This window comes from Mycoplasma sp. 4079, from assembly GCF_047785185.1.
Taxonomy (GTDB): Bacteria; Bacillota_I; Bacilli_A; order Mycoplasmatales; family Metamycoplasmataceae; genus Mycoplasmopsis.
This window is the reverse complement of the sequence record NZ_JBLNNG010000015.1, coordinates 1-15781: the sequence shown is the minus strand read 5'-3', so window position 1 is coordinate 15781 and position 15781 is coordinate 1. Positions and strand designations below refer to the sequence as shown.

The following is a 15781-nucleotide window of genomic DNA, read 5'->3' as shown; positions in this document are numbered from 1 at the left end:
TATATATATAATTTTGAGTTGCTGATATCACAAGCAAGTGGTGGGTGCTAAGAAAAAAATAGGGTCTGTTTTCATTTAATCGCAACGCAAAATTTCAACCAATAATCTCTTTCAAAATTGAAGGAGATTTTTTTGTATGCAAAACTTTGAAAATATCAAAATCAAAGGTGTAGGTTCAGTAATAACTGAATGAATGGAAAAACCAAACTTGAATCAAATGACTTTAAAAGGGACAGGGTTTAAGTTCATAGACAATGAACTTCAGGGGTTAAGACCTTCACAGTTTATTGTTTTAGGAGGAAGACCAGGAACAGGAAAAACAACCTTTTTAATTAACTTGATAAATGAACTCAATAGTTCATTAGATAAAGACGAGTGTGTGTTGTTCATCTCATTAGAACAAACTGCTTCAGAGATTACACAAAAGCTTTTTTCTATGAATACGTTTTATGAATTAAAAAACTTTTATGAGTCTTTAAATATAGTTGAAGATTTAAAAGCTTTCAATAAGATGGGTTTTGATAGAGTGATTGAAAACTCAAAATGTTATTTTGTAGATGACCCCGATATAAGAGCAGAACACATAAAAAACTTAATTGTATTTTTTGAACAAAGAACACAAAAGAAAGTTAGAGCTGTTTTCATAGACCATATACAAATACTTTCAACAGCAAAACATTTCTCTAGTAAGTATGAACAAACTTCATATATATCAAGAATATTAAAAAAGCTAGCTTTAGATACATCTATTCCAGTTGTTGCTCTTTCTCAAATGAGCAGAGACTGAACAGTTTCACAACAAAGAAAACCAAAAGCAACTAAAAAAGCAAATGAAAAAGGACAGCAACCTACACCAGTTGAAAAGTTAAAAGCAGAACCACCTGTTCTTACTGATTTAAGAGACAGTGGAAGTATAGAACAAGATGCTGATATTGTATTGTTTCTATATGAGAGAGACATTGAAGAGAATAAAGAGAGAAATGATTATTCAATGGTTAATTTATCAATTGCTAAAAACAGGAATGGATGTATAGGAAAAGAACAAGAGATTGTATTCATTCAACCTTTAGCTTTAATGATTGAATTAACGCAAGAAAATCAAGCTTGAATTGTTAGTGCTTTTAAAAATCTAGAGAAACAAAGAAAGGAAAAAGAAAATGGAAAACAATAAAACAATCAACTACACCTTTCACAAAGGTTTCTCATATTGTGAAGGTGTAGTCTATGTTAAAGAAGTAGGTCAATTAATTACAAAAACAACACAAAGTGGTTTTGATGTTAAAGAATTATATGTTGATGTTCTTTATGCTGATAAATTCCATTCAGAGAATTACAGACCAACACCTGCTTCAGCTAAATTAAAATTCACAGGAAAGCAAGCAGAACAAGCATCTAAAGAAATTCAAGTGGGACACTTCTTAAATTTTTATGGAAGTGTATTAGCAAATGATTTCAATAATGAACACACCAATCATATATTTAATACATTTATGTATCTAATTTATCACTATCAGATACTTAACAAATACGTATCAGAGGTAATTGCTTACCATATAGCAGATGCTTATAAAGCGGTACAAGGAACATTTATTTTTGTAAATGCTTCAGTTGAATTATTAACTGATGAAATTAGAACAGAGAAAAACTTTGTATATTGCAAAGTTGCTATTCCATTAAAAGACAATCAAAAGAAATTTTTAACATTAATCAAAACCTTAAAAGTAAGACACCCTGCTATGATGGATGGAGCAGTTCCACCAATATATGAATCACCTTATCTAAACAAAAAAGGTTCAAGAGCATTTGTAAAGTTTGTCCCTTTAGTTCAAAAGAACTTATCAAAAGATGAAAAGACAACATATTATCAAGTGTATGGAAGTTATGAAGAACTTTCAATGGTTGAAGAACCACAAGAAAAACCAACAGAGACAAAACCAAAACACGAATCAAGTTTTGAATTTGTAGAAGAAAAGTAGGAAGTTAATATGTCGTTGTTTCCACTCGAAAAATTAAAGGAGATATTACACTATACAGACCTTCCAGATAACCCTGCTTTTGATGCTTTTGAAAGCTCTGAATTCTTTGAAATTCAGAGTGGAGCAAAAGGGGTTTCAAAGTCTTTCAATGGTGCTATTATCACACTTTATAGATTAGCTAATGAAACCAACTTCAACTCTGTTTGATGTAGAAATCAATACAACCATATTAAGAATACATTGATACCAATGTTTCAAAAAGCAGCAGACTTTTTAGAAACAAAACACAAAATCAATATCAAGAGATATTTAGTCTTTACACAAGATGCTATCTACTGAAGTGATGGGACTGATACCAAAACATGTAGAAAAATATTGTTTCAAAACTTTGAAAAGATTCAAGCATTCCAAGGTATCACATTACCAAAAGCAGATTATTATTTTGGGGAGTTAGTTATTGATGAACCAATAGAAGACCCTGAAAACACAAACTATACACCCGGTCAATTAAGGGACTTATACCAAAACCAAAAAGAGAACATACCCTTATTAATTCAAAACACTGTTTTGAGAACTAAAGCACCACAAGATACAAAATTAAAAGTTAAGTTCTTTTATAACATTTTTACAACAGAGCATTTTTTAATAACTGATTATCACAATAAAGTCATTCCATTAATTTCACACAATGGAACAACTAACATTCAAGTGTTAGATAGATTAGTTAAAGATAAGTTTATTTATGAAACATCTTCAACATTCTCTGAAGGTTTAGGTATTAATGTAATTATGTATTCAAAACTATTCACTCCAAATAGCGAAATGAGCGAAATACAAAAAAAACAATTTGAACTTTTAAAATCAACTAACTTCAGATTGTGAGTTATTACTGTAGCAGGTTTTGCTTTTGTTAATGAAGATAAACAAAGTGCTTTTTATCTTAAAGGTTTAATCTATGATAACAACAACTTTAATAGCAATATTGAATTCATTACAAAAGAGCAAGTATCAGAGTTTATAAGACAAGGTAAGGTATTAGGTGTGTTTGATGGTTACGACCCTGGAAAGAGTGATAATGCTTCTTGATGTAGAATACTCCTTTTAGATGATGGGAAAATTGTAATATTAGATGCTATTGAAGACCTTAAAAGGTTCTTCAAGCATAGACCAACAAGGGTTGAAGTCAATAAGTTATTAATTGATTTGATTATCAAAAGCAATATCTGAATATTCGAAGAGTTAAAAAATTCTTATCATACAAATGAATTTTTTAACTTAAACAAATTTGAGAATGTTATCTTAACAGATAATGACCATGTAAGCGATTATGTAAATCTGGAACTTCAGCAATTAATTAGCAAGTTTCCAGATTTCAAAATATATTCAAGATTAGCAAATAGAAAAGATACAAGAACTGAAAAGTTTGGTATCGAAAGTAGACAAAGATGAACAGAGTGAATCTTTGGAAATAATATGGTGTATATCTTAAATACAAATGATACAACAAAGCTATTAGAGAACTTATCAAAGCAATATGTTGAACCTGGAGAAAAGAAAAGAGATGAAACTGTTTTTCCAGAGATATATGACTTAATAAATGCTTTTGAAATGTCTAACAGCTTAACATACAAAAAGCAGAAAGTGCTTTGAAATTTAGCACAGCAAGGAGAGAATTATGGCGTTAGATAATGAAGCAATTTTCAAAAAAGGAGCTATGGTCATAAATAACTCCATTATTCCAACAGAGATTGATAATGAATTCAAAATCAACTCAAGAAGCTTTTTTGAAAAGCAGGGAGCATTACTTCAAGTTTCAGAATTAGCAACTGAACTTCCAACTTTTGAGTTTGCTAATGGAAAAGAAGAGTTTGATGCTTTCTTAAAGAGAAATGATTTTCTTTCAATTATTCAACAACTAGAAAAGTTCTTATTCACAAAAGGAATTTGAGCTTTAGGAATTCAAAACAATAAAAAGGTGGTTTTAGCTCAAGTTGTCGATTATGAAACCAATGATGATAATGAGTTAGTTTATTTACAAATTAACACAGGTAAGTTATCAAATGGAGTTGATGAATATAACACATTTACAACATATGATTTATTAAACAATAAGGGTTATGTTGAAAAGTCAATTATTGATAAGAATGGAAAGAGACAACCACTTTCAAGTTTATTAGGTAAAAGATACAAACAGGAAATATTCAAAGATAACTTTATTCCTTTTGTTATCTTCAAAAACAATTCAACAGGACAAGCAGAGATGGACTTAATAGACCAAGAACTTTTTGCTCTGTTGGACATTAAGTTGAGCGCTTTATATTTTGATAGTTTCTTATCTGCTCCAATTCCTTTAATCAATTGAGATTTAGGAAACTCTAAATCTAACAGTGTGTCTAAATCATTATTCTCATTAGGAAAAGATAGAATCATTCAAACACATTCAATAGCGCCTTATAGCGACCAAATGGTTAAACCTTTCGAAATAGCGCAATCACAAAGTACAGCACTTTCAACAATTCAATCAATTGAAAGCATTATGTATTGAATCAAACAAGCTTTAATCTTCAAAAAAGATTCAACTGATGGAGGAACTCACAACATTCATTCAGTTGAAGCGCAACAATTAAACAGTTCATATAATCACTATATTGAAGGTAAAGCGAACTTAAGAGAGATATATTATGAGAAGTTTGCTAGATTAGTGTTGAGAGTTTTAGGATTGGATTATTTACAAGATATCAATGTTATAACAACTAGCTCTTCAAAATATTTAGAACAACAAGCAAAAATATTATCAACTGACCAAAATGGGGTTCTATTAAATAGAAACCAAGACATTCGACAAACAAAAACAAATGAGGTAAGTGATGAACTTCAACAATAACACTTCAAAGCTTTTTGTTTATAAGATTGAATCAAATAAACCTTTAAGCTTCATCAAACATAGTATCAATGTTATTAATTTATCAGAACCTGAAGAGTTTGATGTTATCAAGTTAAACCATACAAAACTATCAAACACCTTATTAGATGATGGTAATGTTAGCAATGAATTGTTTAACTCTTACACAATCACAGGAGATAGTGATTTATATAACTATCTAGAAGTTGAACCATCTAAAAACATCTTTTATCTTTTCACATTTGATAGTCCTTATGTGACTCAATTCAATGAGTTCTATATTATCGAAAACAAAATTGATAATATGCAACTCAACGATGTATTAGAAGCATATGCTGATATAACCCTTACACAATTAGATTATTACAAAGAACTTCATAATATTGACTTCGTTATTAGAAAAAACAACCCTGTTGATTTAACAACTGATAACTTTGTCTTAAAGATGAATAAGGGAGCTTTAATCAACTCTATTAACTTCTTAAATGATAAAGACAGATTGATTAAAATGGACAACAGGTCTCAAGCTCCATATATGCTTACAATCAACCCTTTTAACGTGTTTAAAAATAGATATTCATTGAACTTCTGAAGTTTAGCAAATAACAATTTTTATCTATTAAATGAATATTTGAAAAACAAAAACACAATACCACAAAATGAGTTTTTGATTTTCTTAAAAGAATTAATAAGTGTAACTAATACAGTGAAGTCAGGTTATAAAGGACTTAATGAAGAAGCTATTAAGAAGTTTGAAGAAAAACACGGGAAGATATCGGACTTAAAGAATTGAACAGATAATGAAATTAAAACAAAGTTAAATCAATATTTTGTATCTGGTGAGTTTGAAAAGACAAATATATTAAAAAACTATATTCTAGCTTTCTCAAATATGCTTATAACAACATATGCATGAAAAGGTGGTCTGAATGATGAAAACTTCCTTTATTCTCCTTTAATCTCTTGATACAACAACGGAGAATATAAATGATTTTCTTACTTATATGATGTTGATAATAATGGAGACATCATATCAAGAACAAAAAACACATTTTTAAATAACAACACTTTTATGTTCAATGGTTCAAATGTTCAACTTCCAATTTTAGGTGAATCATTAACAGAGATTGATTATTCATCAACCCCTGTTGAATTTAATGATAAGTCTTATAACTATAACTGACCTTTTTACTTATTTTTAAAACCATCCGGGTTTAAGAAATTAGTTGAATATAGTGCTGCTATTGACCAAAATATAGGAGCAAGCACAAGGTCAGTAATTATTCCTTATAGAGTGATGGATGTTGTCGTTGGTGAAAAAAATGATTATCCTTCAGAGAGATTCTATATTCCACCAACTGTTATTTCACAATTTATAAATAATCACCCTCAATATGGGGGAGAGTCAATTTATCATTTTTATGACTTCGAAAGATATCAAAACAGTTTTATATCAGTAAATACAGATTTAATTTATGGTGGAAGATATAACTGATATAAAGACCTTATAAAAGGAATTAAGGAATTCGAAAGTCAAGCAAGATATCATTATCATATTAGCGATGAATACGAACTTATAGATTATAAGTTAGCGTCTAAATGAATAAGGTCTGAAGTTATTTCTGCACACAGTGGTCGCGGTCCAGTTGCTTACATTTCTTCACTTGGAAATATTAGGAAAGATTATATTAATAAATGATTAAAAGAAGCAGATGTGGTACTTCCTGAATTAGATAAGTACCCTGATAAAGGACTTCCATTATTTGATAAAAATGGTAATGAAATAAGTTTAACTCCAGGTTGAGCCAATAAACCAAAAGATTCAACAATTGGTCTAGCACAATTTGTTTTCTCAAACAAACCAAAAGCAATTAAACCACACCAATTCTATGAAACGCTTAACAATACAATTTTTAACTCACCTGATGAGTTTGTTAAGTCAGTAGGTCTAGTTGATGATGACTTTCAAGACCATAACAGTATTGTTATTCATAAAGAGAATAATGATACTGTTAGATGCATTGAAATTAGAGCATTATGACTAGATTGAATTATGGTTAACGATATGGAAATTCCAATCAATAACAAACCATATAACAAAATTATTTTTTGATAAGAAAGGACAAGGAACTGCAGCCTTATAAAGACAGAACATTATGGAAATTATCAAGAAGATTTCACAAAAATTAGGTCTTTCTGACCAAGAAACTTTTCAAAAATTAGGTTTATCTGAAGATGCTAAAAGAACTCAAATTCTTAATGCTTTAGATACATATGCTATTTTTGAAACAAAAGAAGAATTAGAGAACTATATTAAAACAAAGTTATCAAATAAAGAACAAGAGATTGAAGCTCTAAAATCAACTCTCTCTGAATTTGAAACAACAAAAGAACTCTATTCAAAACTTATTGAAGAGAATAAATTAGCAAAAGAAAATATTAAGTTAATTGTTGATAATACCATTGATACAATGAACTTTAAAGGAAAAGTTAACAAAGAAAAGATTGAGCTCAATAATTTAGATTTTACTAATTTAAAAACTTCAATATTAAAACAAGCTTCTGAATTAGGTTGAGAAGTTAAAGAAGAAACACCAGAACCAACACAAAGCACAGAACCACAACAAGAGTTCAAAGCTAAGTATTGAGGTAATGGAATAATCATAGATTAAAGGAGATAAATATGAATACACAAATTAAATCAATTTTAACAAGTGAAAAGAGTTTAGTAGATGCATCAAACTCAAACTCACCAATTACACTTTCACAAATCACAGCAACACAATTAGTTGATTATTACAAAGATAGATCACTTTTCTCAAAATACGCACAAGGGAACACAGTTTTAGAAGTTTCACAAAGAAGCATTTCTGTTATGTTGAACCCTTCAACTGTATTTAAAAACAGAACTGATGGAATTGGAGCAGGAGCACCTGATAAATTCAGATTAGGAAAACAAGTTTCAGTAAGCTGAAATGAACCTTTAGTTGCTTATGAAGGACTTACAGCTCAAGAAAAAGAATTGTTACCAATTGATATTGCTTCAATTAAGCTTTCAAAGATGTCTCAAGACTTCGTAAGATTAACTGAAAGAACAGCATTCAACCTTTTAGAAAATAGAGCTATTGAAAACAGCAAAGTTTCAGTTATTGATTACGAAACAAAAACACCTGCTGAATATAAAAAAGAAATTGTTAAGTTAGCAACAAAACTTACATTAACATATTCACCAGAACAAGGAATTGACCAAATTGCACCAGATGATATTTTGGTATCAATTCACCCTGTAGCATTTGACTATTTAGCAGATGCTGGAGTTGTCGGAGATAGAGCAAAAGAAACATTCGATGGTGGTCAATACTCAATTGGTTACATCGGTGGTTACAAAGTTGTTTCTAACCCTTTTCTTAACCAATTAGATGTGTTGGTTGCTCCAACATTCGTTGGTTTAAGAGCAGTAAATGCTATCAAAATGTATATGGGACCAATTGATAATGCTTCAGCTGATATTGTTGTAAGAGCTGAAATTGCTAATGCTTTAGGTGTTTTATACACTGGGTTAGTTTATGGTATTGCTTCAAGCGCTAAATCTAAACAAAATGAAGACAAATTCATCACTGAACCAACTACAAGAGATTAGACAGTTATGCTTTTAGTTTTCAAAGAACCTCAAATTAAGTATCAATCAACACAAGAGAGATTATCTTATTTAAGAGCTATCAGAGAAGACAAGGAGAAGAAAGAAGAAACAATTTGAAGCAAAATATTCAAAGCTGTTTCTTCTTTTTTTATAGACGTTGTTTTAGAGGTAGCAATTGATGCTTTAAGTGTGGTATTACCAATTGGTGCTATTCCTTTACAACTTATCAAGATAGGAGCAAGATTTGTAAAGAATGTAATTGTTTCATTGGTTGAAAATAATGGAGCAGTTGATTGAGCTTCTGTTGCTATATCAACTGCTATTGAAACAGCAACCTTTGGTTTAGCAAAAGGACTTTCATATATTAAAAAAGTAACTAAATTTGGAAAAGGTATTGCTAAAGGTATTCAAGCAACTAAAAAAGCTGTTTCATTTATTAAGCAAGGACTAACACAAAAGATTGAAACAATTACAAAGACTGCTTTTAAGTATGTTGATAAATATAAACTAATTAAAAGCAACACAATTAGAAAGTTTGTAAATGCTAAAACAATAAGCAAAGCAATTCAAACAGGAAAAGAGTTTTTCTCAATTGTAAAGAACCCTTTTAGTTTAGTGACTAAATTATCAACAAAAGCACAACAATTAGTCAAAAAGAATATTAAAGACAAAATGGTTAGATTACAAGCTGCTTATTATAAAAAGCAATTACAAAACCAAATCATTAAGAAGAAGGTGATTAGTCCAAAAACAGCAAACAAATATATCAGAGCAAATAGATTAGCAAATAAAGGACAATTCTATTTTAATAGTTCGTGAATTAGTGGAATAAGACTTTATGATGAAAGATATTGAGACCAAAGCAATGATGTTTCATTCTTCTTATACTTTAAGAGAGATGCGACTAAATCAAAGAACTCTCCAAAAGGAAAAAGACCCTTACAATTCACAATGTCTTATGAAGAGATGTTTAACTTCTTAAAAGCTCCATCAAAAGGACAATATTATTTGGACAATTGAGCTTGGGGTTGAGATATGGGAAGAATAAGAATAGACACATCAACAGAGTTTGAAGTTGATAAGTTAGTTCAAAGAGATTTCCTTAAGAGATTCAGATTAGCAGAGCATTATGCTACAGCTGATGCTTTAGATGAAACATTATTCCAAACAAACCAATATGATAAATATGTTAAAAAACACAGAACAAACAAGACACAACTATTTGCTTATCAAACCACAAATGCTAAAGGTAAAAAAGTACTTAAATTTACACCTTATATTTACGGTAATGAATCACGAACATTTACAAAACAAGCAAAGAGAATAAAAAGGACAAAATAAGATGGACAGACAAGAAGTTTTATTTATCAAAAATATGGGTCTATCATTTGAAGAGTTTAAAAACTCTGAATTTAATATGCTAGTCCCTTTCAAGACACCAAAAAAGCTCTCTAATTTAATGAGTGAGTTATCAGATGAAGAAATATATAACAGAGTAATTTACAGTGTTTATAACTCTGTTAATGCTTTAATAAACAGTGTTGTATCACTAGTTGCTAAAAAAGTTGATTACAATGTGGAACAGTTCAAAAACGCTATTGGAGATGATAGATATCAATTACTTAAAAAATCAATGTTCCACGAAGTAAATAATAGATATACAAATAATGCTATTCCTGAAGTTAATTCAAGACTTACACTTTTAGGTGGTTCTGCTCAAGTATTAGGAACACAAAGAGAGTTTGTATTTGCTGAACAACATTTGAACCCGATTGCTGCTAAATTGCTTTATGATGGGGAATGAGACAGTTTAGGGGTTGAAATTGTTAAAGGTTTAGACAAGCTATCAGGTTTTATTTCAACAACTGATTTTGATAAGGTAAATGAAGATATTAAAGGGTTTAAAAAGACAGTTGAAACAAAAACAGAGCAAATAGACACAGATATTAGAAATCTTAAGTTATCAGCTGAAAGAATACCTTCATCAATGGAGTGAACAGAGATTAGAAAAAATATTCAAATGGACAAAGTACAAGCAAATCAAATTTTAGATAACATTAACAAAATTGAGCAACTAGAAGCTGAAAGAACTAGGTTAGAGAATGCTCTAAATCAAGAGATTGAAGCTTTTTCAACATTCAAAAGAAACTATGAAGAGCAATACACTAACACACTTCAAAGCATCAATGAAGTAAGAGCAGCAGATGAAGAGAAATGAAATTCAGTATACCCTACTTTAACGCTTTGAAAAGATAACGTTGATTTGAAAGTTAAAGAAGTGTACGACAGCTTATTCGGAAGTGATGATGCTGCTGAAGGAGAACCAGAACCCGGATTTCTTAAACAAGTTGAAGAAAAGTTTAAAGAGCTAGTTCAAAACATTGAAGAGCTTAAAAAGACAAATCCAAGCAAGGAATTTAACAGAACTTTTGTTCAAATGGTTCAAAGAATGAGGGAAGAGTTAGATTCACATCCTTGAAATAGTGATATTATGGATTTAGCAGGAACAGTTGATGAAATGGGAACAACACTAGCTTGAGCTATTAACACAACTGAACAGGAGCAATTCACAGGTGAATATCTAGAAGGTTTCCCTATATATAAGAAATTAGTTAAATATGAAACTGAATGAAGTAACGACACACCTTCAACATTAATAGCAGGAGTTAAAGACTTAGTGAATATTGAGGGGAGTTTTTCTGCTTATTCATCAACTGATGAACCACAAAATAGAAAGCAATTTCCAATCTTACAAATATCACATGCAGCTATTGGTGCACAAGGAGATTACTTCTATGTTGAGAATAATGAACTTAAGTTCAAAGCAGGACAAAAAACACCATACATTTATAGAGAAGCAGTTGATAAAATTGCAATCAATGTTGTTATCAAATATACAAAATCAACAGACACACAATTAACAATATGAGATAGAGCATCTAACCATAGAGACCCCATATCTCCAAGCGAATATGCTATATTAGTAGCACGCTTTAAGAATAGTTCAAGGTAAAAAATGAGTGAAAATGTAATTACAGCAATAGCAGGAGCAGGTGGTTCTGTTGCTGTTATTGCTTTGATGTATGTTGTTTATTGATTAATAACTAAATACAAACAAAACAAGCAGTCAAACAATGTAAATAAGTCTGCTAATCACATTAATATAACAAACACAAAACAAGGAGATGAAGTGACTGCATTGATTCATCTAATAGAACAGCAAACAAAGAAAATAGATGATATTAACAAAAGATTAAGAAACATTGAACTTTCACAAGATAGATATAATGCTGCTTTTAAGGTATATGTTGAAAACAATGGTGTATCTAATGATGTGAAAAAGATAGTTAAACAAATTATTGATGGAGAAAATTAAAATGGACAAGATAAGACAATTTTTCAAAAAGGTTTGAGATTTCTTTAAGTGAATGAAAGTTCATTCAATAGATGCTGCTATTACAGTGCTAGAGAATGTCCCTTTAGAGCAAGAAGAGCTCGAAAGACTTAAAGAGATTATTAAGACCAAGGACAAAGAAAAAACAGCAGTTTAAGCTGTTTTTTTGTTTGTATTGAGTTTCTTAATCTTTCATTGTTGGTTCTGCTTGAAAGCGATGTAAGGAGTAGCAGAGTGCTTTTTTGAATATTCTAACAAGTTAGTCAAATCATATTCATTATTATGATTATCGTGCGGTTTAACTTGTATAAATATAAGTTCATTATTTGGGTTGGTTCCGTATAAATCAACTTTGTATTTCATATCAACAAAAGAAGAAGTTGCTTTGATTTTGAAGTTTGCTTTATTAAGTAAATTAGCAAGCTGTAGTTCTTTTCTGAAGTTTATAAAAGTCATATACATTAAAATATGTTTATATTGTGGGTATAAGTCAAGGTTGATTTCTTTTGTATGCATTCACTTTATCATATGAGTTTTAAATGTTTGTGAAAACTTCGAATCAAATTCAGTAAATGATGAAGGAAGGTTTTTTCAGAGATATTCTTTTATATCTATTCCAAGCTCTCCGAAGTTTGGAAGTTTGATTTTTTCTTTAATCATAATTATTTTAAAAACTTATCCCTTTGATATTTGTCTGAGTAATGTGTTTTTAAATAATATGTCGTTGTTCTGTGAACTATCTCATAAATACCTTCAAAAACATCATTAAAGTTATTTGCATCGTTTTGATTTTGTCTATCAATATAATCATATAATTGTCTCTTTAAGAAGTCTAAAAATTCTTCTTCAACACTTCAAAATACTTCTAATTTAGAAATAAAGGAAATCACAGAAAACTTCTTATATGTTCAGAACAGTTTATCAGCAAAAGACATTTGAACCATTAACTTCAAAGATTCTTTATTTGCTAGTATGGTAATTAATGAAATAACATTCTCATAGCTTTGTTTTTGTTTTCTAAAATCTTTTAGTTCTCTGAAGTATCTTTTAATCTTTTCTCATTTTCTTTCTTTTGGTTCTGTGAATAACAAAAGTTCAGATGGTATTTTTGTTTTCTTCATTATTTATCCCCCTTAGATTCTTTGAATGCTTTTATTTTTTTAACTAATTTAATAGCTTCTGATTCGGTTAAGTTAGAACATACTTTATTGGTTCATAACTTTAAAACTTTAAGGTATGAATGAAAGACTGTCCCATCTTCTTCTATCTTGCAAATATATGAGTTAAAATCATCAGAAATAGAGTTTTTGAACTTACTATCATAAACATAGTTTTCTTCTCTTACAAAGTCGTTTATTTCTTTAATAGGACAAGTTATAAATTCCTTTGAAGTTAAAAGCTTTGAAGTGATTTCTGCTATTCTTAATATTTGTGAATGATTAATTGTTTTCATTGTTTCCTCTTTCAAGCAATTCAATTTGTTTTCTTAATTTTTCATTTTCTTTTGCTAATTTTTGGTTTTCTAATCTTTCAGCTTCTAACAGTGCTAACTGTTTCTTTTCATTGATGAGAGCAATATCTTTAAAGTCTCTAAGTTGTTCAATTTCTCTCATCATTTCAGCTTGATTAATAAGTTTAAGTCTTGCAGGGTCAGTAGCATCTTTAACTATCTTTGCTAACTCTTCAGGTGTTTGAATTATGTATGTATTTATTAATGTTGTTGTGTCTTTATGACCTGTTGATTTTTGAATTTTTACAATGTCTGTATTGTTTCTATATTGATTGGTAACAAATGCTTTTCTGAATGTGTGAATTGTAATTGGTTTATCAGCAAACTCTGGTAAGTCTCTTTTTAGTTCAGTTATAAACCTTGTGAATTGATAATTCATATCTCTAGGGAATTTTGAATTATCAATGAATTCTTCATATAAAGGTCAATACTCTTTAGAGATGTTGTAAGCTCTAAAATTGTTGTTCTTGTTAGCTTGTGTATATGATGAATACACTTCTATTTCTTCCATATATACAAAGTTGTCTTTATTAGCTAAAACATTGCAAATTTCACTAAATCTAGCACCATTTTCGATAGCAAATAAGACAAACGAAGCAACACCCTTCGAATTATCATAGTTGAGTGCATATTTCTTTATTTTAGAAAGTTCAACAACATCTGGAACATATGTTGCTGCTTTAACTGTTTTGATATTTGGAATGATTGAAACATCATAAACAAACTTTTGCTCTAGTTGGTTGTATTTTGTTATTAATGATTTAAGCATTGAGAAGAATGTTTGTTGTGAGGTAGGTTTTAATCTATCTCTGTAATCTTTTATTACTTTTTTAAGTTCTTCATTTGATGGTTCTGGTGTTGTGAAACATTTAAAGAAGTTATCAAAGAAATATTTATATGTTTGTCTTGTTTTTGAGTTATGTAGATTATTAACATAAATTTTTGAGTATTCTTTTAAATCCATTGTGCAAATAATCAAACTTTAAACTTTTCCCTGTTGATTTTTATGCTATACTATTCTTGAGGAAATCAACAGGGTTTGAGTTTTAGGTTGATTTCCTTTCTTTTTTTATTTTCAAAGTTTGAAGCAGTTAAGTAAATAAATAAAGTCAGAGATTAAACAAGCATCTCTGACTTCCTTTTTTAAACATACTTAAAGAATGTAACACATAAACAACTAAAAGAATAGTTGTAGGTTTCAATGTATGTTAAACAAGGGTTTGAGGTTTGTTTAACTGCTGTAAATATTATAGCACCAATTTTTTATTTTTCTCAAAATATTTTTTTATTTAACAAAATATATATTTTATTTATAAAATAAATAAAATATATGGTATAATATAAATGGTATTTAAGGAGAGACAAATTCACAAAACAAGCATACAAAAAATCTCTTTCGTTTCTTAAATATCACTGAACTCCAATCAGCCATAAAGTGACCTTTCTTTGTAGAGATAAATGTAATACAAAAGCTAAAGCAAACTCACTTTTGGAGTTCTTTTATTTTGAAGAATAAGCTGATACAAAACAAATTTATTATAGTTATAGATGCTGCTAGGAACTGAATAAGTTTTTTTCATTAATCATTCCTTTATAAATTTAAAGAAATTGAACATTAATATATTATATTTTTCAAACTCAATTGTTGAGTTAGGTTATTACAAATAAGAATAAAAGAGATTCTTACTCCTTAAAAGATTTTCAAAAAGTCAAATTGCATTCAAAGGGTCAGAGTAAAAGAGCGATTTAAACAGTGATTAACATTGCTGTTTTTTTATTGCTTTGATGCTATCAACTTACACAAAGACTATTGATAGAAAGAACGTAAGCATATATAGTATATAAATATACTATATATGCAATAACATAATATGTATTTAAAAATATGTTAGAATAGTTTTTAAATACATATTATGTATATATACTAATATATAAAATATATTCATTATAAATATATTTTATATATTAGTTATTAGTGTATATATCTTATATATACCTTATTTAATTTTTCCACTGTAGGAAGAAATTAAATAAGGTAATAAGGTATATATTTATATTTTAAAAATCATAATATTGTGTCTATATAGTTTGTTTTTCTCTGTTAAAATAATAGTAAGAAGATTATTGGTTGTTTTATGTCTTTTTAAAATATAAATAACAACACTTATTCTATTGAACTATTGAAAGACTTACTGTCCTCGTCTTGTGCTCCTGTTTGCTGACGACAAAACAAGGAGCTCAAGAACTTCGGACGGTTACTATTATGATAGTTAAGATATCATATGTGTAGTATCAAATTCTAAAAAGACATTGATAGACTTTATTTCTTAACACTTTTTAACTCATGATTATATATATA

General features: G+C 29.0%; 15 protein-coding genes. 11 read left to right on the top strand and 4 right to left on the bottom strand.

Annotated elements, in window-relative coordinates; all coding sequences use genetic code 4:
- Positions 1-136: 136 nt before the first annotated feature.
- From ACMZI9_RS03020 to ACMZI9_RS02970, 11 genes are read left to right on the top strand one after another with little or no spacing between them, the layout of a single operon-like run.
- Positions 137-1171, top strand: a complete 1035-nt coding sequence (locus ACMZI9_RS03020; protein WP_416099249.1) for a DnaB-like helicase C-terminal domain-containing protein — start codon at positions 137-139, stop codon at positions 1169-1171.
- The gene (locus tag ACMZI9_RS03015; protein WP_416099248.1) at positions 1158-1976 is read left to right on the top strand and encodes a hypothetical protein; all 819 of its coding nucleotides are present in this window, start codon (positions 1158-1160) and stop codon (positions 1974-1976) included. The genes ACMZI9_RS03020 and ACMZI9_RS03015 overlap by 14 nt, the downstream gene beginning before the upstream one ends.
- 9 nt (positions 1977-1985) lie before the next feature.
- Complete coding sequence (locus ACMZI9_RS03010) at positions 1986-3665, top strand: hypothetical protein (protein ID WP_416099247.1); 1680 nt, start codon at positions 1986-1988, stop codon at positions 3663-3665.
- Positions 3652-4860: a hypothetical protein gene (locus ACMZI9_RS03005; protein ID WP_323189504.1), complete on the top strand. Its 1209-nt coding sequence runs from the start codon at positions 3652-3654 to the stop codon at positions 4858-4860. Before ACMZI9_RS03010 ends, ACMZI9_RS03005 begins: the two co-directional genes overlap by 14 nt.
- Positions 4844-6994 (top strand): hypothetical protein, encoded by a 2151-nt coding sequence (locus ACMZI9_RS03000; protein WP_416099246.1) that lies wholly within the window; start codon positions 4844-4846, stop codon positions 6992-6994. Before ACMZI9_RS03005 ends, ACMZI9_RS03000 begins: the two co-directional genes overlap by 17 nt.
- A gap of 40 nt (positions 6995-7034) precedes the next feature.
- Entirely contained in the window at positions 7035-7550 is a 516-nt protein-coding gene (locus tag ACMZI9_RS02995) for a hypothetical protein (protein WP_416099245.1), read from the top strand.
- Between the two features lie 11 nt (positions 7551-7561).
- On the top strand, positions 7562-8518 hold the full coding sequence (locus tag ACMZI9_RS02990) for a hypothetical protein (protein WP_416099244.1): 957 nt from the start codon (positions 7562-7564) through the stop codon (positions 8516-8518).
- 6 nt (positions 8519-8524) lie between these two features.
- Positions 8525-9859, top strand: a complete 1335-nt coding sequence (locus ACMZI9_RS02985; RefSeq protein WP_416099243.1) for a hypothetical protein — start codon at positions 8525-8527, stop codon at positions 9857-9859.
- Between the two features lies 1 nt (position 9860).
- Positions 9861-11531 (top strand): hypothetical protein, encoded by a 1671-nt coding sequence (locus tag ACMZI9_RS02980; protein WP_416099242.1) that lies wholly within the window; start codon positions 9861-9863, stop codon positions 11529-11531.
- 3 nt (positions 11532-11534) lie between these two features.
- Positions 11535-11894, top strand: coding sequence for a hypothetical protein (locus ACMZI9_RS02975; RefSeq protein WP_416099241.1), 360 nt, complete (start codon positions 11535-11537; stop codon positions 11892-11894).
- A gap of 1 nt (position 11895) precedes the next feature.
- Positions 11896-12069 carry a hypothetical protein gene (locus tag ACMZI9_RS02970; protein WP_416099240.1) on the top strand — a complete coding sequence of 58 codons (174 nt, stop codon included), beginning with the start codon at positions 11896-11898 and terminating at the stop codon, positions 12067-12069.
- Here ACMZI9_RS02970 and ACMZI9_RS02965 read toward each other — a convergent pair.
- The 4 genes from ACMZI9_RS02965 to ACMZI9_RS02950 are packed head-to-tail and all read right to left on the bottom strand — an operon-like array spanning position 12066 to position 14386.
- The gene (locus tag ACMZI9_RS02965; RefSeq protein WP_416099239.1) at positions 12066-12572 is read right to left on the bottom strand and encodes a hypothetical protein; all 507 of its coding nucleotides are present in this window, start codon (positions 12570-12572) and stop codon (positions 12066-12068) included. The two genes, ACMZI9_RS02970 and ACMZI9_RS02965, sit on opposite strands and share 4 nt — an antisense overlap.
- Before the next feature lie 2 nt (positions 12573-12574).
- Complete coding sequence (locus ACMZI9_RS02960; protein ID WP_416099238.1) at positions 12575-13033, bottom strand: hypothetical protein; 459 nt, start codon at positions 13031-13033, stop codon at positions 12575-12577.
- Positions 13033-13365 carry a hypothetical protein gene (locus tag ACMZI9_RS02955; RefSeq protein WP_416099237.1) on the bottom strand — a complete coding sequence of 111 codons (333 nt, stop codon included), beginning with the start codon at positions 13363-13365 and terminating at the stop codon, positions 13033-13035. Before ACMZI9_RS02955 ends, ACMZI9_RS02960 begins: the two co-directional genes overlap by 1 nt.
- Complete coding sequence (locus ACMZI9_RS02950; RefSeq protein WP_416099236.1) at positions 13352-14386, bottom strand: tyrosine-type recombinase/integrase; 1035 nt, start codon at positions 14384-14386, stop codon at positions 13352-13354. The genes ACMZI9_RS02955 and ACMZI9_RS02950 overlap by 14 nt, the downstream gene beginning before the upstream one ends.
- Positions 14387-15781 lie beyond the last annotated feature (1395 nt).